The organism is Kitasatospora sp. NPDC048722 (genome assembly GCF_040650235.1).
Lineage (GTDB): Bacteria > Actinomycetota > Actinomycetes > Streptomycetales > Streptomycetaceae > Kitasatospora.
This window is the reverse complement of the sequence record NZ_JBEZGX010000006.1, coordinates 77,519-100,896: the sequence shown is the minus strand read 5'-3', so window position 1 is coordinate 100,896 and position 23,378 is coordinate 77,519. Positions and strand designations below refer to the sequence as shown.

22 protein-coding genes are annotated in these 23,378 nt (G+C 73.4%); 11 read left to right on the top strand and 11 right to left on the bottom strand.

Features of this window, described 5'->3' with window-relative positions:
* Position 1: 1 nt before the first annotated feature.
* Both AB0C76_RS07280 and AB0C76_RS07275 read right to left on the bottom strand, forming a co-directional pair.
* Positions 2 to 817: an MOSC N-terminal beta barrel domain-containing protein gene (locus AB0C76_RS07280; RefSeq protein WP_359960962.1), complete on the bottom strand. Its 816-nt coding sequence runs from the start codon at positions 815 to 817 to the stop codon at positions 2 to 4.
* On the bottom strand, positions 814 to 1,362 hold the full coding sequence (locus AB0C76_RS07275) for a hypothetical protein (RefSeq protein ID WP_359960959.1): 549 nt from the start codon (positions 1,360 to 1,362) through the stop codon (positions 814 to 816). Before AB0C76_RS07275 ends, AB0C76_RS07280 begins: the two co-directional genes overlap by 4 nt.
* A 130-nt stretch (positions 1,363 to 1,492) precedes the next feature.
* On the opposite strand from AB0C76_RS07275, the gene AB0C76_RS07270 reads away from it, so the two are divergent.
* Complete coding sequence (locus AB0C76_RS07270) at positions 1,493 to 4,387, top strand: ricin-type beta-trefoil lectin domain protein (RefSeq protein ID WP_359960956.1); 2,895 nt, start codon at positions 1,493 to 1,495, stop codon at positions 4,385 to 4,387.
* Positions 4,388 to 4,475: 88 nt separating this feature from the next.
* On the opposite strand, the gene glnII is transcribed toward AB0C76_RS07270, so the two are convergent.
* The 4 genes from glnII to AB0C76_RS07250 all read right to left on the bottom strand — a co-directional run bounded on the left by glnII (position 4,476) and on the right by AB0C76_RS07250 (position 8,609).
* Complete coding sequence (gene glnII, locus AB0C76_RS07265; protein WP_359960953.1) at positions 4,476 to 5,498, bottom strand: glutamine synthetase GlnII; 1,023 nt, start codon at positions 5,496 to 5,498, stop codon at positions 4,476 to 4,478.
* A gap of 176 nt (positions 5,499 to 5,674) precedes the next feature.
* On the bottom strand, positions 5,675 to 6,655 hold the full coding sequence (locus tag AB0C76_RS07260; RefSeq protein ID WP_359960950.1) for an SCO1860 family LAETG-anchored protein: 981 nt from the start codon (positions 6,653 to 6,655) through the stop codon (positions 5,675 to 5,677).
* Between the two features lie 126 nt (positions 6,656 to 6,781).
* A complete protein-coding gene (locus tag AB0C76_RS07255; protein WP_359960947.1) occupies positions 6,782 to 7,459 on the bottom strand; it encodes a uracil-DNA glycosylase in 678 nt (225 codons plus the stop codon).
* A 58-nt stretch (positions 7,460 to 7,517) separates the two neighbouring features.
* Positions 7,518 to 8,609, bottom strand: a complete 1,092-nt coding sequence (locus tag AB0C76_RS07250; RefSeq protein WP_359960944.1) for an amidohydrolase family protein — start codon at positions 8,607 to 8,609, stop codon at positions 7,518 to 7,520.
* 200 nt (positions 8,610 to 8,809) lie between these two features.
* Between AB0C76_RS07250 and AB0C76_RS07245 the strand changes: the two genes are divergently transcribed.
* A complete protein-coding gene (locus AB0C76_RS07245; RefSeq protein ID WP_359960941.1) occupies positions 8,810 to 9,892 on the top strand; it encodes an aminotransferase class V-fold PLP-dependent enzyme in 1,083 nt (360 codons plus the stop codon).
* A gap of 55 nt (positions 9,893 to 9,947) precedes the next feature.
* On the opposite strand, the gene AB0C76_RS07240 is transcribed toward AB0C76_RS07245, so the two are convergent.
* Positions 9,948 to 11,522: an APC family permease gene (locus AB0C76_RS07240; RefSeq protein ID WP_359960938.1), complete on the bottom strand. Its 1,575-nt coding sequence runs from the start codon at positions 11,520 to 11,522 to the stop codon at positions 9,948 to 9,950.
* A 329-nt stretch (positions 11,523 to 11,851) separates the two neighbouring features.
* On the opposite strand from AB0C76_RS07240, the gene AB0C76_RS07235 reads away from it, so the two are divergent.
* Complete coding sequence (locus AB0C76_RS07235) at positions 11,852 to 13,432, top strand: phosphonate degradation HD-domain oxygenase (RefSeq protein WP_359960937.1); 1,581 nt, start codon at positions 11,852 to 11,854, stop codon at positions 13,430 to 13,432.
* A gap of 56 nt (positions 13,433 to 13,488) precedes the next feature.
* Here the strand turns inward: AB0C76_RS07235 and AB0C76_RS07230 are convergent, their stop codons facing one another.
* The gene (locus tag AB0C76_RS07230; RefSeq protein WP_359960935.1) at positions 13,489 to 14,277 is read right to left on the bottom strand and encodes a GntR family transcriptional regulator; all 789 of its coding nucleotides are present in this window, start codon (positions 14,275 to 14,277) and stop codon (positions 13,489 to 13,491) included.
* 346 nt (positions 14,278 to 14,623) lie between these two features.
* On the opposite strand from AB0C76_RS07230, the gene AB0C76_RS07225 reads away from it, so the two are divergent.
* From AB0C76_RS07225 to AB0C76_RS07200, 6 genes are all read left to right on the top strand, one after another.
* Entirely contained in the window at positions 14,624 to 15,790 is a 1,167-nt protein-coding gene (locus tag AB0C76_RS07225) for an ABC transporter substrate-binding protein (protein ID WP_359960933.1), read from the top strand.
* Positions 15,791 to 15,797: 7 nt separating this feature from the next.
* Positions 15,798 to 16,781, top strand: a complete 984-nt coding sequence (locus tag AB0C76_RS07220) for an ABC transporter permease subunit (protein WP_359960931.1) — start codon at positions 15,798 to 15,800, stop codon at positions 16,779 to 16,781.
* 65 nt (positions 16,782 to 16,846) lie between these two features.
* Positions 16,847 to 17,590, top strand: a complete 744-nt coding sequence (locus tag AB0C76_RS07215) for an ABC transporter permease subunit (protein ID WP_359961195.1) — start codon at positions 16,847 to 16,849, stop codon at positions 17,588 to 17,590.
* A gap of 34 nt (positions 17,591 to 17,624) precedes the next feature.
* Entirely contained in the window at positions 17,625 to 18,710 is a 1,086-nt protein-coding gene (locus AB0C76_RS07210; RefSeq protein WP_359960930.1) for an ABC transporter ATP-binding protein, read from the top strand.
* 51 nt (positions 18,711 to 18,761) lie between these two features.
* A complete protein-coding gene (locus tag AB0C76_RS07205; protein ID WP_359960928.1) occupies positions 18,762 to 19,451 on the top strand; it encodes an HAD family phosphatase in 690 nt (229 codons plus the stop codon).
* Between the two features lie 7 nt (positions 19,452 to 19,458).
* Positions 19,459 to 19,779 carry a multidrug efflux SMR transporter gene (locus AB0C76_RS07200; RefSeq protein ID WP_359960926.1) on the top strand — a complete coding sequence of 107 codons (321 nt, stop codon included), beginning with the start codon at positions 19,459 to 19,461 and terminating at the stop codon, positions 19,777 to 19,779.
* A gap of 51 nt (positions 19,780 to 19,830) precedes the next feature.
* Here AB0C76_RS07200 and AB0C76_RS07195 read toward each other — a convergent pair whose 3' ends face one another.
* From AB0C76_RS07195 to AB0C76_RS07185, 3 genes are all read right to left on the bottom strand, one after another.
* Entirely contained in the window at positions 19,831 to 20,346 is a 516-nt protein-coding gene (locus tag AB0C76_RS07195; protein WP_359960924.1) for a pyridoxamine 5'-phosphate oxidase family protein, read from the bottom strand.
* A 115-nt stretch (positions 20,347 to 20,461) separates the two neighbouring features.
* A complete protein-coding gene (locus tag AB0C76_RS07190; RefSeq protein WP_359960921.1) occupies positions 20,462 to 21,094 on the bottom strand; it encodes a phosphatase PAP2 family protein in 633 nt (210 codons plus the stop codon).
* Entirely contained in the window at positions 21,094 to 21,762 is a 669-nt protein-coding gene (locus AB0C76_RS07185; RefSeq protein ID WP_359960918.1) for a DedA family protein, read from the bottom strand. Before AB0C76_RS07185 ends, AB0C76_RS07190 begins: the two co-directional genes overlap by 1 nt.
* A 106-nt stretch (positions 21,763 to 21,868) precedes the next feature.
* Here AB0C76_RS07185 and AB0C76_RS07180 point away from each other — a divergent pair, with 106 nt between their 5' ends.
* On the top strand, positions 21,869 to 22,243 hold the full coding sequence (locus AB0C76_RS07180; protein WP_359960915.1) for a BlaI/MecI/CopY family transcriptional regulator: 375 nt from the start codon (positions 21,869 to 21,871) through the stop codon (positions 22,241 to 22,243).
* Positions 22,243 to 23,232, top strand: coding sequence for a M56 family metallopeptidase (locus tag AB0C76_RS07175; RefSeq protein WP_359960912.1), 990 nt, complete (start codon positions 22,243 to 22,245; stop codon positions 23,230 to 23,232). The genes AB0C76_RS07180 and AB0C76_RS07175 overlap by 1 nt, the downstream gene beginning before the upstream one ends.
* Positions 23,233 to 23,378 lie beyond the last annotated feature (146 nt).

Sequence of the window (23,378 nt, the reverse complement as noted above, 5' to 3'; positions counted from 1 at the left end):
CTCACCGCAGCGTGACGACGTCCCCCACCGCGATCGGCCCCGGCGCCAGCACCTGCGCGTACACGCCCGCGCAGGGCAGCTCCGGCATGCCCTCCAGCGGCACCAGGCGGTTCTCCTCGGCGAGCACCCGCAGGGCGTCCGCGCTGCGGGGCAGCGGTCCGTGCCGCAGCGTCGGCACGGCGCAGCGCGGGGTGGGCGCCGGCACGCGCAGGCGCAGGCTCGGCCCGATGCCCAGTTCCCGCCCCACCCAGCCGTTCTCGACGTAGCCGGTGCCGTCGGTGCGGATCACGGCGTTCGGCCGGTAGCGCTCGGCCTCCACGCCCGCGGCGCCGAGCGTCGAGGTCGTCAGGAGGTGCAGCGGCGCGAAGTCGAAGAACGTCCCGTCCGGCGCGGCCCGGCCCAGCTCGTTGACGGTGAAGGCGACCTCCTCCCCGATCCCGCGGGCCAGCACCTCGTCCGGCACGGCCCGCTCGATCGTCGCCCCGGGCGGACGCTCGGCGATCAGCGCCACCTTGCGGCCGAGGGCCTGCGACAGCCCCGCCTCGTCCACGCCCCGCCCGTCCGGGCCGGTGATCGCCACCGTGCCGTCCGCTCCCGTCCCGGCCGTGAAGCCGAGCAGGCCGGCCCAGAGCCGCGGGTGCTTGGCGCTGGCGATCCGGCCCGTCCCGACGTCGCGCAGGGCGTGGATCCGGTCGCCCGCGAGGCCGCGCCCGGTGACCTCCGCGCGCGGCAGCTCCTCCCCCAGCAGCGACTTCACCGGGTAGCGACGCAGGCGCTCGACCGTCCCGACGACCGTCCCTCCGGCGTCCCCGCTCACTCCCCGTCCTCCACCCGCTCGCCGTCCTGCGCCCACTCCCGGAGCGCCGCGAAGTGCAGCTCCCCGAGCCCCGCCCGGGGGTCGACCCAGAGCGGCAGGGCCGGACCCGGGTGGTGGGCGGCGATCCACTCGATGTCCTGGGGCCCGAGCTCGTCGTCCAGCCAGACGAAGGGACGGCCGTCCGCCCAGGCGACGAGGTCCCGGGTCTTCCAGTGCAGGCCGTCCGGGTCCGCGCGGAAGACCTCCGTCCAGCGGATGTACGGCAGCTCGGGCAGGCCGATGCGGGGGCCTATGAAGGTGTTCGCCTCGTCCATCCAGGTGGTCGCCCACACCAGTTCGTACGGCAGGGACAGCAGTTCCGGCCCGTGCAGCGGGTTGAGCCACACCCGCAGCGGCTCGACCTGCTCGCCCGGCCCCGGCCGGCGGCGCGCCACCCAGGAATCGGGCAGGACGTGGTGGGTGTCGTAGCCGTCCGGGCGCTGCTCCCCGGGGGCTGCGTAGGGGTTCAGGGGCCCGTCGACGTCGATGAGCAGAAGGGGCGTCATACCTGTTCATCCTGGCCGCCGTCGGCCGGGTTGACTACCGGGTTTCCGGCCCCGGGGTGCTAGCGTCGCGGCGGCCCGGAAGAACCTCCCGGGGCCTCCACACGACAGAACGTAAGGTCGGCAGAGTCCGTTGATTTCCATACCGAGAGCGGCACAGCGCCCGCTCGCCCCGCGCGGCGGACGGGCCCTCGGCGCCGCCGTGGCCACCGTGCTGGCCGGCACGGCCTTCGGGTTCGTCCCGGCGGCCGCCGCCGCGCCCGCGCAGGGCTCGCTGCAGGATCAGTTCCGGGCGGCGGCGGCCGAGTTCCAGGTGCCCGAGGGCGTGCTGCTCGCGCTGTCCTACCAGGAGACCCGCTGGGACTCCCACCGGGGCGCGCCGAGCACGACCGGCAACTACAACGTCATGGGCCTGACCCAGGTCGACGTCGCCGCGGTCCGCGCGGCGCTGGCCGCCGGGCCGGGGCCCGACACGGCCGACGGCCGCGGCGACGACGTCCCGCCGCGGCCGGTCTCCGGCACGCCCACCGCGCCGTCCGTCGAGGACGGCCCGGAGCTGCACACGCTCGACGCGGCGGCGGCGCTGATCCACCGTCCGGCGGACGACCTCAAGCGGGACGCCGCGCAGAGCGTCCGCGGCGGCGCGGCGCTGCTGGCCGAGTACCAGAAGGAGTCGCTGAAGCGGAGCGGCCGGGCCGCCTCGGCGGACCCGAGCGCCTGGTACCAGGCGGTGGCCCGGTTCAGCCGGTCCGGGGACGCGGGCGCGGCGAACCCGTTCGCCGACCGGGTCTTCGACACGCTCCGCAAGGGCGTCTCCCGGCAGACCGCCGAGGGCGAGACCGTCACCCTCGCGCCGGTCCCGGTCCTGAACGTCCCGTCCACGGCGGCCCGGTCCGCCGCGCCGGCCCCGCGCACGGCCACCCGCGCCGCGTTCGTCACGACGGCGACCGCCGGCACCGCACCGGCAGGCACCACCACGGCGACCACGGCCACCCCCGCCGCGGCGGTCGCCGACGGCAGCGTCGAGTGCCCCGCCTCGCTCGGCTGCGACTTCCAGCCCGCCGCGTACGCGCTCACCAACCCGAGCGACCCGACGTCCTACGGCAACTACGCCAAAGCCAACCGCCCGGACGACGGCGACCGGATCCAGTACATCGTCATCCACGACACCGAGGGCGGCTTCGCCGGCTCGATCTCGGCGTTCCAGAACCCGAGCAACCAGGCCAGCGCGCACTACATGGTGCGTTCCTCGGACGGTCACGTCACCCAGCTGGTCAACACGAACAACGTGGCCTGGCACGCGGGCAACAAGAGCGTCAACATGCACAGCATCGGCGTCGAGCACGAGGGCTACGCCTTCCCGACCGACCGCCCGACCTGGTACTCCGAGCAGCTCTACCAGTCCTCGGCCGCGCTGGTCGGCTACCTGGCGGACCGTTTCGGCATCCCGCTGGACCGCCAGCACATCATCGGCCACGACGACGTCCCCGGCCCGCTCCAGGCGAACGTGGCCGGGATGCACTGGGACCCGGGAACGTTCTGGGACTGGTCGCACTACATGGACCTGCTCGGCGCCCCGCTCAAGGCGGGCATCGGCGGCCTGCCGGCGGTCGGCGGCAAGGTCACCATCACCCCGGCCTTCGACGCCACCAACCAGCCCCCGGTGACCGGCACCGCCGACCGCCCGGAGAACTTCGTCTACCTGCGCACGAACCCGGACCCGAACGCCCCGCTGATCAACGGGGGCTCGACCAAGGCCGCCGACTGGAGCGACAAGGCCGTCACCGGCGCCTCCTACGTCGTCGCCGACCTGAGCGGCGACTGGACGGCCATCTGGTACGACGGCCAGAAGGCCTGGTTCTACAACCCCGGCGGCCAGACCGCGACCGCCGACAACCGGCCCGGCCAGACCCTGCTGACCCCGAAGTCGGGCGCCGCCTCCATCCCGGTGTACGGGCGCAGCTACCCCGAGGCCTCCGCCTACCTCCCGTACCCCGCGATCACCGCGCAGGCCGTCACCCCGCTGAACGCCGCCGTGCCGGCCGGGCAGTCCTACGTCGCGGCGAGCGCGGCCCCGGTTCAGTCCGACTTCTACTACGGGCAGAACATCGACGGCAGCGCCCCCAACGACCGCACGCTGGTGGTCGGTTGCGACACCTACTACCCGATCCGCTACAACCACCGGCTGGCCTTCCTGAAGGCCTCCGACGTCGCGGGCGCCCCGGCCGCCGGGCCCTGCGCCCAGCCGCCCACGCCGAGCGCGGGCGTGCTGCGCGGGGCGGGTTCCGGCCGCTGCCTGGACGTCCCGTTCGCGAGCCAGGCCAACGGCACCCGGCCCGACATCTGGGACTGCAACGGCGGCGGCAACCAGCAGTGGACCTACACCCCCGCCGGCCAGCTGACGATCTACGGCGGCACCAAGTGCCTCGACGCCTACGACAACCAGACGGCACCGGGCACGGCCATCGACATCTGGGACTGCAACGGCGGTGCGAACCAGCAGTGGCGCCGCAACGCCGACGGCACCGTGACCGGCCTCCAGTCCGGCCTGTGCATCGACATCACGCAGGCCGCCACCGCCAACGGCTCCGGCATCGCCCTGTGGACCTGCTCCGGCGCGGCCAACCAGCAGTGGCCCCGCACCGGCGCGCTGCTCGGCACCGGTTCCGGCCGCTGCCTGGACCTGCCGTTCGCGAGCCAGGCCAACGGCACGCAGCCCGACATCTGGGACTGCAACGGCGGCGGCAACCAGCAGTGGACCTACACCGCCGCCGGCCAGCTGACGATCTACGGCGGCACCAAGTGCCTCGACGCCTACGACAACCAGACGGCACCGGGCACCAAGATCGACATCTACGACTGCAACGGCGGCGCCAACCAGCTCTGGCGGCTCAACGCCGACGGCTCGGTCGTCGGCGTCCAGTCCGGCCTGTGCATCGACGTGACGCAGGCGGCGACGGCCGACGGCTCCGCGCTCTCGCTGTGGACGTGCTCCGGCGCGGCCAACCAGAAGTGGACCCTGGTCTGACCCCCGACCGGTAGGCACCCTAAGACGGCCGCAGGCCCTTCCCCACCACGGGGAAGGGCCTGCGGCCGTACGTGCGCTCTGCGGCGGATCAGACCTGGCCGGCCTTCTCCAGGGCCTCGCAGCAGGTGTTGATCAGCAGGCGGGTGACGACGTAGGGGTCGACGTTCGCGTTCGGGCGGCGGTCCTCGATGTAGCCCTTCTGCTCCACCTCGACCTGCCACGGGATGCGGACGGAGGCACCGCGGTTGGAGACGCCGTAGCTGTAGACGTTCCACGGGGCGGTCTCGTGCTTGCCGGTCAGGCGGGACTGGATGTCGTCACCGTACTGGCTGACGTGCTCCATGACCTTCTCCTGGGAGGCACCGAGCGACTCGCAGGCGGTGATGATGGCCTCGTAGCCCTCGCGCATCGCCTTGGTGGAGAAGTTGGTGTGGGCGCCCGCGCCGTTCCAGTCGCCACGGGCCGGCTTGGCGTCCAGGGTGGCGTCGATGCCGAACTCCTCGGCGGTGCGGTACAGCAGGTAGCGGGCGATCCACAGGTCGTCCGAGACGGTCAGGGCGTCGACCGGGCCGATCTGGAACTCCCACTGGCCGGGCATGACCTCGGCGTTGATGCCGCAGATCGCCAGGCCGGCGTCGATGCAGCGGTCCAGGTGCAGCTCGACGATCTCGCGGCCGAAGACCTCCTCGGCACCGACGCCGCAGTAGTAGCCACCCTGCGGGGCCGGGTAGCCGCCCTCCGGGAAGCCGAGCGGGCGGGAGCCCTTGAAGAAGGTGTACTCCTGCTCGATGCCGAAGATCGACTCCTGGGCGGAGTACTTCTCGGCGACCTCGCGCAGCAGGGCACGGGTGTTGGACTCGTGCGCCTCACCGTTGGTCTCCAGGACCTCGCACAGGACCAGGATGTTGTCACCGCCGCGGATCGGGTCCTTGACGACCTTCACCGGCTCCAGCACGCGGTCGGACGCGTGGCCCTCGGCCTGGTTGGTCGACGACCCGTCGAAGCCCCAGGTCGGGATCTTGTCGGCGTTGGGCAGGACGCGAGTCTTGGAACGGAGCTTCGCGGTCGGCTTGGTGCCGTCGATCCAGATGTACTCGGCCTTGATTGCCACGGCTGGTCCCTCGCATTGCTGGGTGGTGGGTGCCCGCGTAGCGTCGCAAGCCGCCGTTTCCCGGTTGTTCCTCTCGTGTAACGCGCATGTGAACCAACGGTCCGCGTTGACACGGTCACGGTGCGGGAGTGCCGGGGATGGCACTCCCGCTTCCTCCCGTGCCCCGGGCCGGTCCGTCAGCGGTGACGGGCGTGCGCGGCGCGGCGGCGCCGGGTGGCCCAGAGGGCGGCGACGCCGCCCGCCACGAGGACGGCGGCCCCGGCGGCGAGCGGGCCGGTGGCGCTGCTGCCGCCGGTCTCGGCGAGGCCAGCGGCCGGGCGCGCGGAGGCTGCGTGCGCGGCGGCACCCGTGGTGGTGTCGGCCGCCGGGCGGGCGGTGGGCGCACCGGTGGGTGCGTCCGTGGTGGGCGCCGCGGTCGGGGTGGCCGTGGCCGGGCCGGTCGGCGGGGCCGGCTTCTCGCAGCTCACCGAGGCGACGGTGATCTTCCCGGTGACCTTGGCGACGTTCAGGTTCAGCGGGTTCACCTCCACCTGCACCTCCAGCGCGGAGGCGGCGGCCGTGGTCGAGGTGGTGGTGCGCTTGGAGAACTCCACCGAGACGCTGCCCACCAGCGGCACGTCCACCGTGGTCGGCGCGTACAGGCCGACGGTGACCGGCTTGCCGAGGACGGTGAGCTTCGCGGGCGCGACGACGTTCGCGGTCGGCTGCCCGTCGACCGGACACGTCGCCTCGGCGCTCATCGCCTCCAGGCCGAGCAGCGCGGTGCCCGGCAGGCCGGGCGCGTGCACGTCGGCGTTGACCAGTTGGACGGAGGCGGCGGTGCCCTTGGCGTCGGAGCGCGTCGCCGACTTGCCGACGTCGGCCCTGACGAGCGTGACCGGACCCTGCTGGTCGACGCCGTCGACCTTGGCGGTCAGCACGGAGCCCTCGCGCTGCGCGGGCGTCTCCACCTTGTTCAGCGCTATGTCCACGGGGACGTCGACCGCCTTGTTCAGCAGGCTGACGTCCAGCGCGAGCTCGGCGGTGACGGCGCGCGCCGTGCCCGGGGATCCGGGCGCCGGCACCGGTGTCGGCCCGGCCGCCTCGGCGGGCGGGACGGCGAGCAGTGCGCACACCACCGTGGCAGCAGCGGCAGAAACGATTCGTCGGGAAGACATGGCGGTACCCCCACAGCGATGGAACGATGAGCCGCCAGTCTTCTCAAACGATCCGTCACACGAGTCACACGGACCGTCATTTCACCCGTTGGAGTGAGGTTGGCGTTCCGCCGTGACCCGGAGCTGCTACGGCAGCCGCCAGTCCACCGGCTGCGCACCCTGGCGCGCCAGCAGGTCGTTGGCCCGGCTGAACGGCCGCGAGCCGAAGAAGCCACCGTTCGCCGAGTACGGGCTCGGGTGCGCCGACTCGATCGCCGGGACCTCGCCGAGCAACGGCCGCAGGTTCCGGGCGTCCCGGCCCCAGAGGATCGCCACCAGCGGGCCGCCCCGCGCCACCAGCGCCTTTATCGCCTGCTCGGTGACCTCCTCCCAACCCTTGCCGCGGTGCGCGGCGGGCTTGCGCGGCGCCGTCGTCAGCGCGCGGTTGAGCAGCAGCACGCCCTGCCGCGTCCACGGGGTGAGGTCGCCGTTGGACGGCTGCGGGAGGCCGAGGTCCGTCCCGTACTCCTGGAAGATGTTGATCAGGCTGGCCGGGATCGGCCGCACCTCGGGCCCGACCGAGAAGCTCAGCCCGACGGCGTGCCCGGGGGTCGGGTACGGGTCCTGCCCGACGATCAGCACCCGCACGTCGTCGAAGGGCTGCTGGAACGCGCGCAGCACGTTCGGCCCGGAGGGCAGGTAGGTGCGGCCTGCGGCCAGCTCGGCGCGCAGGAAGTCGCCCATCGCGGCGACCTGCCCGGCGACGGGTGCAAGGGCGGTCGCCCAGCCGGGCTCGACGATCTCGTGAAGTGGACGCGGTGCCATGGTCGCCACCCTATCGGCCTACGCCGACAGCGCGTTCAGCGGATGATCTTGAGAACCGTCAGCCCACCGGGCGGCCGCGCAGCACCACCGTGCGGGGTGCGGCCAGCACCCGGACGTCGGCCCGCGGGTCCTCGTCGTAGACCACGAGGTCCGCCGGGGCGCCCTCCTCCAGGCCGGGGCGCCCGAGCCACTCGCGCGCACCCCAACTCGCCGCCGAAAGCGCCTCGTTCGGGCTCAGTCCGGCCTTGACGAGCTCGGCCACCTCCTCCGCCACCAGACCGTGCGCGAGCGAGCCGCCCGCGTCCGTCCCGACGAAGACCGGGATCCCGGCGTCGTGCGCGGCGCCGACGGTGTCGTAGCGGCGCTCGTGCAGGCGGCGCATGTGTGCGGCCCAGGCCGGGAACTTGCCCTCGCCGCCGGCCGCCAGCGCGGGGAAGGTCGCGATGTTGACGAGCGTCGGGACGATCGCCACCCCGCGCTCGGCGAAGGCCGGGATCAGCTCCTCGGTCAGCCCGGTGGCGTGCTCGACGCAGTCGATGCCCGCCGCGAGGAGGTCCGGCAGCGACTCGGCCGCGAAACAGTGCGCCGTCACCCGCGCGCCCTCCTCGTGCGCCGCCGCGATCGCCTCGGCCAGCGCGTCACCGGGCCAGCAGGCGGTGAGGTCGCCGCGCTCGCGGTCGATCCAGTCGCCGACCAGCTTGACCCAGCCGTCGCCGCGCCGGGCCTCGGCCCGGACGTAGGCGGCGAGGTCGCCCGGCTCGATCTCGTGCGCGTAGTTGCGGATGTAGCGGCGGGTTCGGGCGATGTGCCGCCCGGCCCGGATGATCCGCGGCAGGTCCTCGCGCTCGTCGATCCAGCGGGTGTCGGCGGCGGAGCCGGCGTCGCGGATCAGCAGGGTGCCGGCGTCGCGGTCGGTGAGCGCCTGCTTCTCGCTGGTCTCGGCGTCCACCGCGCCGTGCGCGTCCAGGCCGACGTGGCAGTGCGCGTCGACCAGTCCCGGCAGCGCCCAGCCGGTGACGGTCCGGACGTCCCCGGCGCCGGGCGGGCGGGTGAAGCTCACCCTGCCGTCCACCACCCAGAGTTCGTCCCGGACGTCCTCCGGACCGACCAGCACCCGACCCCGGACGTGCAGCACCGCGCCGTCGCTCATGCGGCCGCCTCGCTTCGCTCGCTCATGGCCCGCACTCTACCGACGGGCGGGTTCCGTGGGAGCGGCGAGAATGCGGCAGACTCGTTCCCGTCCCAACCACCCGTACGCGAAAGGCACCAGCCCGTGAGCGAGCGCAGCGAGCGAACCATCGAGAGGTGCGCGTGGGCGGATGCCCCCGCTGAGCGAAACGAGGCGGGGGCATGAGCTTGCTCGACCTCCCCCCGCTCAGCGCCGCCGGGTTCGCGGCGATCGAGGACCGGGTGGCCGCGCTGCTGCACACCTCCGCGGACGTGATCGTCACCCAGGGCGAGGCCCTGCTGCCCCTGGAAGCCGCGATCCGCGGCGCCGCGCACCCGGGCTCGACCGCGCTCAACATCGTCACTGGCCCGTACGGCCAGACCTTCGGAAACTGGCTGCGCTCGTGCGGTGCCGAGGTCGTCGACCTGGCCGTCCCCTTCCACAGCGCGGTGAGCGCGCAGCAGGTGGCCGACGCGCTGGCCGCGAACCCGGCGGTCGACTTCGTCTCGCTGGTCCACGCCGAGGCCGCCACCGGCAACACCAACCCGGTCGCCGAGATCGCCGCCGTGGTGCGCGAGCACGGCGCACTGCTGATGCTCGACGCGGTGGCCTCGGTGGCCGCCGAGCCGCTGCTCACCGACGCGTGGGACGTCGACCTGTGCGTCATCGGCGGCCAGAAGGCGATGGGCGGCCCGGCCGGCGTCTCCGCGGTGTCCGTCTCCGAGCGCGCCTGGGAGCGGATCGCCGCCAACCCGGCCGCCCCGCGCCGCTCGTACCTGTCCCTGCTGGACTGGAAGGAGCGCTGGACGGACGCCGGGCGGGCCGTACTGCCCCACGCCCCGGCCCAGTTGGAGATGCTGGCGCTCGGCGCCTGCCTCGACCGCATCGCCGCCGACGGCCTGTCGGCGGTCATCGCCCGCCACCGCGCCGCCTCGGCCGCGACCCGGGCCGGCGTCCGCGCGCTGGGCACACTCACCCCGTACGTCCCGGAGGACGCGCACGCCGCGCCGGTCGCGACCACCCTGCGCACCGCCCCGGGCGTGCACGCCGGCGAGCTCGCCGCGGCCCTCGACCCGTCGCTCCCCGTCCAGCCGGGCGGCGGCGCGCTCGCGGCGGAGATGCTCCGGGTCAACCACTACGGCCGGGCGGCCGCGCTGGACACCGTCCGCGCGTGCCTCACCGCCCTGGCCGCCGCGACCGGCGCCGACGCCGGGCCCGCCCTCGCGGCCGCCGACGCCGCCTGGGCCGCGACCGTCGAGGTCTGAGCGCCCAGCGGAGCGGCCCCCGGGACTCCTCGGGGGCCGCTCTCCGCTCGTGCGCTCAGTGCCCGCCCGCGTCCACCACCTCGACGCCCCGGATGTTCCGCTCGATCTCCTCCCTCGGCAGCGCGACCGCGAGGGCCCAGTAGTAGATCACCAGGGAGAAGACGACCACGACCCCGATGTCCCACCAGAGCGGCAGGTTCCCCTTGGCACCCGCGCCGAAGGTCCCCTGCCACGAGGTGATCCCCATCCCGACCAGGTAGACCGGCAGCCACTGCCCGGCCTTGAAGTCCATCCGCGGCGCGTTCGGCATCCCCTTCGAGGCGGCGTACGCCGAGTACCCGCCGAGCAGCGCGTACCCGATCAGGATCGCCAGGCCCAGCCGCCACAGGGTGTCCCAGCCGGACCAGTAGATCACCAGGCTCGCCACCACGAAGGCCAGCGGCGAGATCACCGAGCCGGCCGGCAGGTGGTACGAGCGCTCCAGCCCCGGCAGCCGCTTGCGCAGCACGCCGAAGGCCAGCGGCGCCCCCGCGTACATCAGCACGACGGCGGAGGTGATGAACCCGACCAGCCGCTGCCAGCTCGGGAAGGGCAGGAAGCACAGCACGCCGGCCACCCAGGCGATGACCAGGCCGAGCCAGGGCACCGAGCGCTTGTCGGTGTACTGGAGGGCCTGCGGCGCGTAGCCGTTGCGGCTGAGGCCGTAGGTGACCCGCGAGCTGGAGGTGATGTAGACCAGCCCGGTGCCGGCGGGCGAGATCACCGCGTCGATGAAGAGGATGGTGGCGAGCCAGCCGAGCCCGATCAGCGTGGCGAGGCCCGCGAACGGCCCGCTGATGCCGGGGTAGTCGAGCTTGCCCCAGCCCCCGGCGAAGGTCTCCGCAGGCAGGGCCCCGATGAACACCACCTGGAGCATGACGTAGACGACCGTGCCGACCACGACCGACCCGAGCACGGCCCGCGGGATGTCCCGGCGGGGGTTGCGGCTCTCGCCCGCCCACTGGATGGCCTGCTCGAAGCCGAGCAGCGCGAAGATCACCCCGCTGGTGCTGATGGCCGCGAGCACACCCTTGGCGCCGTCCGGGGCGAAGCCTTGCGAGGAGAAGTTGGAGCTGTGGAACTCGGTGAACCCGAGGGCGAAGATGGTGAGGACCGGGACCGCGACCTTCCACACGGTGGCCACGCTGTTGGTGTGCGCGAGCAGCCGGACCCCGAGGAAGTTGACGGCGACGAAGACGCCGAGCAGCACGGCCGCGACGACGAACCCGCTGGCCGTCAGCGTGAGGTCCGGGTTCAGGAAGCCGTCCGCCCAGCTCCAGTGCCGCGCGTAGTTGATCATCGCCTGGACCTCGATGGGCGCGATCGTCGCGGCCTGCAGCCACGTGAACCACCCGAACGACATCCCCGCGAACCCGCCGAACGCGTAGTGCGGGTAGCGCGCCGTCCCGCCGGCCACCGGGAAGAGCCCGCCCAGCTCGGCGTGGACCAGCGCCAGCAGGATGATCGCCACCGCGCCGATCCCCCAGGACAGCAGGGCGGCGGGCCCGGCGGCGACAGCCGCCTTCTGCGCCCCGAACAGCCACCCGGAGCCGATGATCGCCCCGACCGAGGCCCAGAGCAGGCCGATCATCCCGACTTCTCGTTTGAGCCCGGTATGCCCTGAACCAGTCGGAGTCGTCGTACTGGAACCAGCCATGCCCGGCCACCTCTCGCCTATCGGGACAAATCCACCCCGACAGTGCCGCAGCCCCGCCGCCTCACCCGCCCCGGCACGCGCTCCCCCGGCCGCCCGTCAGCCGGACGGCCGAATCCGGCCGCGATCTCCCGGGACAGTTCCCGGGACGTTCACCCGCAGGGCACCGGGAACTCACCTGGGGGCGGCAGGCTCCCGAGGCAAAGGGGCGAAGTTGGCTATACAACTCCACCCCGACCGGGATGCCGTCCAGGAGGAGACCCGCCGTGCCCGAACTGCCGACGCACTGGCTGCGCGACAACTGCCCGTGTGCCGAGTGCCGCGACCCGCGCAGCGGGCAGAAGCTGTTCCAGATCGCCGACCTGCCCGAGGACCTCGTGGTCTCCGCGCAGTGCGAGATGAACGGGAACCTGGAGGTGCTCTGGTCGGACGGGCACCGCTCGCGCTACCCGCTCGGCTGGCTGACCGAGGCCGGCGACGGGGACGGGCGCACCGAGGCCGACAAGCGGCTCTGGGTCGCGGCGGACTTCCGGCGCGGCCTGCCGGAGGCCGAGTGGGAGGCGTACCTGGCCGATCCCGCCGAGCAGGCGGCGGTCCTCACGGCCGTGCGGCGCAGCGGGTTCGCGGTGCTGCGCGGCGTGCCGGCGGTGGAGCGGCAGGTGCTGCGGGTGGCCGGGAGCTTCGGGTTCGTCCGGGTCACCAACTACGGCGAGCTGTTCGACGTCCGCGTCGAGCCGGACCCGAACAACCTCGCCTTCACCAGCGTCGCCATCACCCCGCACACCGACAACCCGTACCGGGACCCGGTGCCCACCCTCCAGCTCCTGCACTGCCTGGAGAACTCCGCCACCGGCGGCGACTCCGGGCTCGTCGACGGCTTCGGGGCCGCCGCCGTGCTGCGCGAGGAGGCACCGGCGGACTTCGCCGTCCTCACCCGCACCCCCGTCCCGTTCGTCTTCCGCGACCACGGCGCCGAACTGCGCGCCGACCGTCCGCTGATCGACGTGGACCCGCTCGGCCGGATCCGCGAGGTCCGGTTCAACAACCGGTCGATCGGCACCCTGCGCGGCAGCCGGGAGGAGTTGGACGCCTTCTACGCCGCCTACCGCCGCTTCGCCGCCGTCACACTGCGCCCCGAGCTCCAGCTCACCTTCCGGCTGGATCCCGGCGACTGCCTGGTCCTCGACAACACCCGCCTCCTGCACGCCCGGACGGCCTTCCGGCAGGACGGCCGCCGCCACCTCCAGGGCTGCTACGCCGACCTCGACTCGCTCACCTCCACCCTGGCCGTGCTGCACCGCCGCACCGCCGCCCTGGACGCGATCGCCGAGCTGTTCGCGGGCGAGGGCGCCGGGGAGTACCTGGGCGAGGCGGTCACGATGGCCGAGCACATGCTCCAGGCGGCCGCTGCCGCCGAGGCGGCGGGCGCGGCCCCGCAGTTGGTCGCCGCCGCGCTGCTGCACGACGTCGGTCACTTCCAGGGAGCCCTGCGCGGGCGGGACCTGATGCAGGGGCAGGACAGCCGGCACGGCGACAGCGGCGCCGACTGGCTGGCGCAGTGGTTCGGTCCGGAGGTCACCGAGCCCGTCCGGCTGCACGTCGCCGCGAAGCGCTACCTGTGCGCGGTCGAGCCGGGCTACCGCGAGCGGCTGTCCGAGGCGTCCGAGTACACGCTCATGGTCCAGGGCGGCCCGATGGACGACGCCCAGGCCGCCGCGTTCGCCGCGCTCCCGGGCGCCGCCGACGCGGTGGCCGTGCGCCGCTGGGACGATCAGGCGAAGGCCGCCGGCGCGGCCGCACCGGACTTCGAGCACTACCGCACGCTGCTCGCCTCGCTCATGAGGTAGCGGAACGGCACGAACGGGGAGGGCAGGAAGCTCCTCCCCCGTCGTGCCGTTCCGGCTCAGTCCAGTTCGCGCGCGTGCCGCGAAAGCGCGGACGTCGCAAGCGAGTTGTGCACGCTGAACGCCACCGTCCCGGGCAGGTAGCGGTCCTGGGACCACTCCACCGGCGTGCCGGTCGGGTCGGTCGTGCGCCGCCGCTCGCGCAGCAGTGGGCCGCCGCGGCGGCAGCCGAGCAGGCGGGCGTCCTCCGCGTTGGCCGCGACGATGTCGATGGTGTGGTCGGCGTCGCAGAACAGGATGCCGTGCTCGCGCAGCACCTCGGTGTGCGAGACGACGTCCGGCGGCAGCTCGGCCACGATCTCGCCGACGCGCGGCGGGTAGACGGTGCGCTCGACCATCACCGGCGTGCCCGACAGCGTCCGCAGCCGGACCGTCACGTACACGTCGGCGCCCGGCTCCAGCCGCAGCTGCTCGCGCTCGGCGGCGTCGGCCGGGCGGCGCACCAGCGAGTCGAGGATGCCGCCGGGCTCCTCCCCCATCGAGTACGCCCAGTGCGTGAAGCTGAGGAGCTCGGAGAAGCTCTGCACCCGCGCGCCGCCGAGCACCACGCGCCGGGTGCCGCGCCGGGAGGTCACCAGGCCGTCCGAGCGCAGCACGGCCAGCGCCTGGCGGACCGTCCCGCGGGAGACCCCGTACTGCTCGGCCAGCGCGCCCTCGGCCGGCAGCCGGCCCGCCTCGCCGAACGCACCGGAGGTGATCGCCTCGCGCAGGTCGGCGGCCACCTTGCGGTAGAGGGCTCCAGTGCGCTCCGCCGGCCGCCCCGGCTCCAGCCCGGGATCCGTTGCCACGTCAGTCAATGTCCCTCCTGGGGCGGTGTCCTGCGCAGCCGTACCGGCGCGGACAGCCCGACCTTATCCCGCTGCGCCTTCGAAGCATCGCACCGAACGGATCACTCCCGACCGGCCGGATTCCACCGTTCCCACAGCCGACCCCGGTTCTGGGCCGGCCGTTCACCTTCCCGTCACCGGGCTCCGGGTTACTTACCCCCGTCAGCGAAGTTGGCTAGTCAACTCGGACGGATTCGCCCGGCTATCGGACGGACCCGAGCACGCCACCACTCGCACGATCCCCCGATCAGACACCTCTGCTCCGCACTCACCTCTCGCAGTACACCCCCGATCAGGAGACTGACCAGTGTCCGTGCACCGCGCCCGCTCCGCCGCCTTCGCGGCCGTCCTGACCGCCGCCGCGCTCTCCCTCACCGCCTGCGGCTCCGCCGGCTCGTCCTCCGCGAAGTCCAACAGCGCTTCGGGCGGCAAGGACGCGAAGACCGCCACCTCCGTCGCCGACTTCGGCGGCATGGACGCGCTGGTCGCCGCCGCCAAGAAGGAGGGCAAGCTCCACGTCATCACGCTGCCGCGCGACTGGGCGAACTACGGCAAGCTGATGGACGACTTCAAGGCGAAGTACGGCATCGAGATCGAGGACGAGAACCCGGACGGCTCCAGCCAGGACGAGATCAACGCGATCACCTCCCGCAAGGGCCAGGACCGCGCCCCCGACGTCGTGGACCTCGGCTCGGCCTTCGCGATCAGTGCGGGCAAGCAGGGCCTGCTGGCCCCCTACAAGGTCGCCGACTTCGACAAGATCCCGGCCACCATGAAGGACGCCAACGGTCTGAGCTACAACGACTACGGCGGCTACATGTCGATCGGCTGCGACGCCAAGAAGGTGGCCGTCTGCCCGAAGACCTTCGCCGACCTGCTCAAGCCCGACTACAAGGGCATGGTCGCCCTGAACGGCAACCCGACCAAGGCCGGTGCCGCCTTCGGCGCCGTCTACGCCGCGGCCCTCGCCAACGGCGGCTCGCTGGACAACATCCAGCCCGGCATCGACTTCTTCGGCAAGGTCAAGCAGGCCGGCAACTTCAACCCGGTCGAGGTCACCCCGGCGACCATCGAGAAGGGCGAGACCCCGATCAGCATCGACTGGTCGTACCTGAACGCCGGCTACTCGGTGAAGTTCAAGGACAAGGGGATCGACTGGCAGGTCGCCATCCCGTCGGACGGCTCCTACGCGCAGTACTACAACCAGGCCATCAACAAGGACGCGCCGCACCCGGCCGCCGCCCGCCTGTGGGAGGAGTACCTCTACAGCGCCGCCGGCCAGAACGGCTTCATGGGCGGCTTCGCCACCCCGGCCCTGTTCGACGCCCTGAAGGCCGCCGGCACCCTGGACGCCGACGCCGCCTCGAAGCTGCCGCCGGTCGAGAAGCCCTTCACCACCTTCCCCACCCCGGACCAGACCGACGCGGCCAAGAAGGTCGTGACCGAGAACTGGGCCAAGGCGATCGCGGGCTGACCTGACGATGACCACGGCTCCCACCCCGGTGCCGGCCTCCGCCTCCGCCGCGCGTAGCGGCGGGGGCGGCGCCCCCGGCTCCGTCACCCCCGAATCCCCGGCCACCACCGCGGCCGCCAAGGCCCCCCGCCCCGGCAGGCGCGGCGGACCCCGCGGCCGGGCCTGGCTGGCCGCCCTCCCCCTGCTGCTGTTCTTCGCGATCGGCTTCGGGCTGCCCGCCGTCGCGATCGCCGTCGGCGCGTTCACGACCTCCTCCGACGCTCCCGACGGCGGCGGCACGTTCACCACCGACAACCTCACCGGCTCGCTCCAGGGCGCCTACTTCACCGCCCTGTGGGGCAGCGTGAAGCTCTCCCTGCTGACCGCGCTGATCGCCGCCGTCGTCGGCCTGCCGCTGGCACAGGCGGTCGCCACCTCCCGGTTCCGGATGTTCCGCGAGGCCGTCATGTCCGCCTCCGGCGTGCTCGCCAACTTCGGCGGCGTCCCGCTCGCGTTCATGTTCGTCGCCACCCTCGGCAACTCCGGCGAGGTCACCAAGCAGTTCGGCCTCACCAAGCACGGCTGGAGCCTCTACACGTTCTCCGGCCTCTCGGTGGTCTACCTGTACTTCCTGGTGCCGCTGATGGTCATCACCATCACCCCGGCCCTGGAGGGCCTGCGCACCCAGTGGCGCGAGGCGGCGGCCAACAACGGCGCCACCGGCGTGCAGTACTGGCGCCACGTGGCCCTGCCGGTGCTCGCGCCCTCGCTGCTCGGCGGCTTCGTGCTGCTCTTCGGCGCCTCCTTCGCCGCGTACGCCACCGCCGAGGCCATGGTGGGCAGTTCGGTCCCGCTGATCTCGATGCAGATCGGCGACGCGCTGTCCGGCAACGTCCTCGTCGGCCAGGGCAACCTCGCCCTCGCCCTCGGCCTCGACATGATCGTGGTCGCCTGCCTGGTGATGGCCGTGTACCTGCCCCTTCAGCGCCGGAGTGCCAAGTGGCTCGCCTGATCAACCGCATCCGTTTCGGCCGCGGCCTCGTCCTGCTGATCTGCGGGACCTACTTCGCCGTCCCGATGGCCGCGTCACTGTGGTTCAGCATCGACGACAACAAGGGCGGCACCACCTTCCGCGCCTACACGGAGCTGGTGAACGCCCCGGGCTTCACCGACAGCCTCGTGCTGAGCCTCGAACTCGCCGGGGTCTCCGTGGCGGTGCTGCTGCTCCTGCTGGTGCCCGCGATGCTCGCGGCCCGGCTCGGCGCGCCGAAGCTGCGCCCGGTGATCGAGATCATGTGCTCGATGCCGCTGGTCGTCCCCGTGGTCGCGCTGACCACCGGCATCATCGGCGTGCTGCGCTGGGGTCCGGACTACCTGCAGGACACGCCGTTCTTCCAGACCGTCGTGGCCATCCAGGACCCGAACTTCCCGATCGTCCTGGTCATCGCGTACGTGCTGATGGCGCTCCCGTTCGCCTACCGGGCGCTGGACGCCGGGATGCGCGGCGTCGACGTCGTCACCCTCGTCGAGGCCGCCCGCAACTGCGGCGCCGGCTGGCTGCGCGCGGTGTTCACCGTCGTCCTGCCGAACCTGCGCAGCGGGCTGCTGAACGCGGCCGTGCTCACCGTCGCCCTGGTGCTCGGCGAGTTCACCACCGCCTCGATCCTCGGCTTCGCCCCCTTCTCGGTGTGGATCAACTCCAACGGCAAGAGCGACGGCCAGATGTCCGTCGCCGTGTCGATGCTCAGCCTGCTGATCGTCTGGCTCGTCCTGCTGCTGATGTCCGCCGTCGGCCGCGGCCGCAAGGCCGCGCGGTCCTGATCCGCCCCTTCCGCTTCCCAGGAGTACCTCCCCCATGACCACGGCTACCGCCACCGCCACCGGCAAGGCCCCGGCCACCGGCGGCGCGACCGTCGAATTCCGCTCCCTGCGGCGCTCGTTCGGCGCCACCACCGCCCTCGACGGCCTGGACCTGACCGTCGCCCCGGGCGAACTGCTCGCCCTGCTCGGCCCGTCCGGCTGCGGCAAGACCACCGCGCTGCGCATCCTGGCCGGCTTCGAGCAGCACGACTCCGGCGAGGTCCTCGTCGACGGCCGGGACATCACCGCGATCCCGGCGCACAGGCGCGACGCGGGCATGGTGTTCCAGTCCTACAGCCTCTTCCCGCACCTGACCGCGCTCGACAACGTCGCCTTCGGGCTGCGGATGCGCGGCGCCGGCAAGGCGGAGCGCCGGCGGCGTGCCCAGGAGCTGCTGGAGCTCGTAGGCCTGCCGCAGCGCGCCGGGCACTACCCGCACCAGATGTCCGGCGGCCAGCAGCAGCGCATCGCGCTCGCCCGCGCGCTCGCCCTGCAGCCGCGCGTCCTGCTGCTCGACGAGCCGCTGTCCGCGCTGGACGCCAAGGTCCGCCTCCAACTGCGCGAGGAGATCCGCCGCCTCCAGCAGGAGCTCGGGATCACCACCCTGTTCGTCACCCACGACCAGGAGGAGGCGCTGTCGATGGCCGACCGCGTCGCCGTCCTGCGTGCGGGCCGGCTGGAGCAGTGCGCGAGCCCGAACGAGCTGTACTCGCGCCCGGCCACCCCGTTCGTCGCCGAGTTCGTCGGCACCATGAGCCGGATCCCGTGCACCCGCACCGACGGGGGCGTCGAGGTGCTCGGCCGCCGGCACGCCGTGGACGGCGCCCTGCCGGTCGACGGCGAGCTCCAGGTGCTGGTCCGCCCGGAGAACGTCACGCTGACGCCGTCCGCGGACGGCCCGGCCCTCGTCGTGACCGCGTCCTTCCTGGGCGCCGTCACCCGGCTCACCGTCCGCCTGGACGACGGCACCGAGGTCAAGGCCGACCTGCCGACCGAGGCCGCCGCCGCCCTCCCGGCCGGTTCGCGCGCCGTGCTCACCCTCCCCGAGCGACCCGTGCTGGTGGACCGCCGCGCGGCCTGAGAGCCTGTGACGTCCCCTTTTCGCTCCTGACGATCCACCGAAGGTACCGCCATGCCTGAATCCGCACAGCCCGATTCCGCACTGCCCGCCGCCGTCCTGTTCGACATGGACGGCACCCTGGTCGACACCGAGCACCTCTGGTGGGAGGCCGCCGCCGAGCTCGCCGAGGAGCTGCACCGCCCGCTCACCGACCAGGACGCCCCGGAGGTGCTCGGCCGCGCCGTCGAGCACACCGCCGCCCACCTGCACCGGGTCAGCGGCACCGCGCTGAGCGAGGCCGAGGTCGCCGAGCGGCTCGGCGACTCCTTCGCCGGCAAGGTCGCCGCCGAGACGGTCCCGCGCCCCGGCGCGCTGGCCCTGCTCGCCTCCCTGCGCGAGGCCCGGGTGCCCACCGCACTGGTCTCGGCCTCGCCGCGCCGGGTGGTCGACCTCGTCCTGTCCACCATCGGCCGGGACTGGTTCACCGTCACCCTCGCCGCCGAGGACACCGAGCGGACCAAGCCCGCGCCCGACCCGTACCTGGCCGCCGCCGAGCGGCTCGGCCTGGATCCGGCCGCCTGCGTCGCCGTCGAGGACACGCCGACCGGCGTCACCTCCGCCAGCGCGGCCGGCTGCGCCGTGCTCGCCGTCCCGTCCACGGCCACGCCGATGCCGGACGGCGCCCGGATCACGCTGCTCGACAGCCTGGCGAACGCGGATCTAGCCCTGCTCGGGAAGCTCGGCGCCCACCAGGCCGTTTGAGTCCGGCATGCCCTACCTCCTCCTCACCCTCGCGATCCTCAGCGAAGTCTGCGCGACCAGCTGCCTCAAGCTCACCGAGGGCTTCTCGAAGTTCTGGCCCAGCGTCGGCGTGGGCGTCGGCTACGTGCTCTCCTTCGCGCTGCTGGGCCGCGCGCTCAAGCACATCCCGGTCTCGGTCGCGTACGCGGTCTGGTCGGGCGCCGGGACGGCGGCGGTCGCCGGGATCGGCGTCGTAGCCTTCGGCGAGTCCCTCGGCAGGCTCCAGATCGCGGGGATCGCCCTGATCATCGTCGGGGTGGTCGTGCTCAACCTCAAGGGAGGACACTGAGCCCTCCCGCTCCGGCGGTGCGGCACGGACAACCGTGCCGCACCGCCGTTCTCAGCTCCGCACCACGCGGGCCCGCAGGTAGTTGCGGCGCCCGAAGTTGGGCTCGTCCACCGCCGTGAGCTCGTCCACCTCGAAGCGGTACAGGGCCGCCGCGCCGGCGCCGGTGAGGTACTGGCGGCGGAGCTCGTCGTCCTGGGCGAAGGACGGGTAGCGGGCCTGGTAGGCGGCCAGGGCGGCCTCCGCCTGGTGCCCCCAGGCCTCGCCGGCGCTGCCCGCGAGCTGGAGGCCGCGCAGCTGTTCGCCGAAGACGGGCGGCGGCAGGAAGACGGTGGCGGCGGCGCGGGCCTCCTCGGCGAGGTGGTGGCTGTGCCGGGTGGAGCGCTCGCTGACGAAGTACAGGACGAGGTCGTCGTCGTGGGCGAAGAACGCCAGGTTGGCGTGCGGCCCGTGCTCGTGCCCCGCCGTCGCGAGGGTGAGCACCATGGCCTCGGCGAGCAGGCCTTCGACGCCCTTGTGCAGGAGGTCGCCGGGCCAGTCCCCCTGGGTGATGTCGAGTCGGTACGGCACGGACGCTCCCTCCGCTGGCACGACAGAGCCGGGCGGGTTCCCCGTCGCGACGGGGCTCCACGCCCGGCTCACATGCTCTACCCGCCGTCCCGCCCGAACAAGGCGGGCGACGGAATCAGTACCGCGACAGCGCGCCCGGACCGAGCAGCGGGCGCAGCGCCCCGCCCCGCATCCGGTCCACCAGGGGCCCGCAGCGCCCGGCGAGCGGCGCCAGGATCGCCGCGACGACGATGCCGACCAGCATGCCGACCGCGACGTCGTGCGGGTAGTGCACGCCGACCCAGACCCGGGAGGCGCCCATCAGGACGGCGAAGATCCCGGCGATCGCGCCGAGGCGGCGGTCGACGAAGAGCAGCGCGGTCGCGGCGGCGAAGGCGATCACGGTGTGGTTGCTGGGGAAGGACCAGTCACCGGTGCCGGGGCAGGTCTCCAGCGGGACGCTCCCGCGGATCTGCGCACACGGCCGGACCTCCTCGACCATGCCCTTCAGCACGGAGTTCGCGCCGTACGCGACGACCACGATCACCGGCGTCGCCAGCACCCGGGCCATCAGGGCCGAGTCGGCGCCGCGCGCCCGCCACCACGCGTAGAGCATGAAGACGGCGAACAGGCCGAGGCCGATGGCCGACCAGACCTTGATCACGTCGTCCAACCACACCGGGGCGGCCTTGGACCACCCGTTGACCTGGGTGTAGAGGCCGCCGGAGATGCCGCTGCCGTCGAACACGGCGAGAGCCCGGGAGGACATCACGCGTCACCTCCGTGACGGCGCGCCTTACGGGCGCGGAACACTTCGAGAACAATGGGGAGCACGGAGACAACTACTACCAGACCGATGATCGGTAGCAGATACCGGTCGATGCTGGGGATCGACGATCCCAGCCCGTAGCCCGCCAGCACCACGCCCACCGTCCACAGCGCACCGCCCGCGACCTGCCAGAAGGTGAACGAGCGGACCGGCACGTCGAGCACGCCGCACATCGGATTGAGCACCGTTCGGACGACGGGGATGAACCGCGCCAGGACGATCGCCTTGCCGTGGCCGTACTTGGCCAGCAGTTCCTCGGCCCGCTCGACGCCCTGCTGCAGGCTCTTGCGCTTGCTGCGGCGCAGCATCGCCCGCCCGCCCCGCCTGCCGATGACGTAGCCGACCTGGGCGCCCGCCAGCGCGCCGACCAGGGCCGCCGGGAGGACCTGCCACAGCTCCAGCTGCGGGCCCTTGGTGGCGCCGGGCACGCAGAGCAGCCCGGCGGTGAACAGCAGCGAGTCGCCGGGCAGGAAGAAGCCCACCAGCAGGCCGGTCTCGGCGAAGAGCACCACGGCGATGCCGAGCGCGCCGAAGGCGGCGAGCAGCGAGGAGGCGTCCAGCGGGTTCACCGCGAGGTGGACGGCCGGATCGAGGGGCAGCTGGAGCAAGGCTGGCGGACCTCCCGTACGTTGGAGGGCGGTGGAACGCCCGGACCGTCTACAGTGACGTAGACGGTCTACATGACTGTAGACGATACCTGGAGGAAGCGCCGCCATGTCCGACGTACCGTCCGCCCGCCGGCCCGCCGGCGAGCTGGAGGCCGAGGTGCTGGCCGCCCTCTGGTCCGCACGGCACCCGATGACGCCGCAGGACGTCCAGGCGGCGCTCGGCGGGGACCTCGCCCGCACCACGATCGCGACGATCCTCGCCCGCCTGCACGACAAGGGCACCGTCGAACGGACCCGGGCCGGCCGCGCCTACGCCTACACCCCGACCGTCCAGGACACCGCGGGCCTCGCCGCCCGCCGCATGCACACCGAGCTCGGCCGCGAGGCCGACCGCTCCACCGTGCTCGCGCGCTTCGTCTCCGACCTCTCCACCGAGGACGAGCAGCTCCTCCGCGCACTCCTGGGCGACGGCACCGCGTGATGATCGCCGTCTGGGCGCCCCTCCTGCTGCCCTTCCTCGCCGCCCCGCTGGCCCGCCGCCTCGCCGACGCGCTGTCCCCCCGGGCCGCCGCCTGGACACTCGCCGGCTCGGCCGCCGTCCTGGCCGGCGGCGCCCTGTGCTCGCTCGGCCTGCTCGCCGCCGCCGGACTGCTCCAGCTGCCGCCGGTCGCCGCACTCGGCCACCTGTCGCTGCCCTGGCTCACCGCCGCCGCGCCCAGCGCACCCCTCGCGGCGGCCGTCGCCGCACTCGCCCTGGCCGCGCTGACCGCCCTCGCCGTCCGGACCGCCCGCCGTCACCACCACGACCTGCGCACCGCCCGGGCCGCCCTGCCCGCCGAGGACACGCGCCGGCCCCCGCGACACCTGCTGACCCCGCCCGACCACCGGCTCACCGTCCTCGACGACGAACGCGCCGACGCCTTCGCCCTCCCGGGCCGGCTGCACCGCGGCGAGCCCGGCCGGATCGTCGTCACCGCCGGCATGCTGCGGGCCCTCAGCGGCCCCGAACGGGCGGCCCTGCTCGCCCACGAGCGGGCCCACCTCACCGGCCGCCACCACCTCTTCCTCGCCCTGGCCGAACACGCCGCCGACATCCACCCGGCGCTCCGGCAACTGCGCACGCCCCTCGGGTACCACCTGGAGCGCTGGGCCGACGAGGTGGCGGCGGCCCGGGTGGGCGACCGCACCGTGACCGCCCGCGCGGTGGGCCGCGCCGCCCTGGCCGCCAACCGGGCCCCCTCGCCCGCCCGCCCCAAACTGGCGGCCGCGGCCCACACCGGCCCCGTCCCGCGGCGGGTGGCCGCCCTCCTGCAACCCCGCCCGACCGCCACGCGCACCCGCCTGCGCCCGGTGGCCCTGGCCCTGGCCGCCTGCCTGGCGCTGAGCACGGCGGCCACCCTGGAGGCGACCGCCGACCTGCACCGCACGGTGGAGGCCGCCCAGCACAACGACGGACACGTGGAACGCTGACGGCCGCCGCGCGCGGAGCCGGCGGCGGGCGCGGAAGAAACCCCCACCACCCCGCACACCGACTTCCCCGACCCCATCCCCAGACCCCCACCTCCCCCTTACGCTTTCGTCAGCGCATCGACCCCGACGCGCCCTCGATCGGCGGC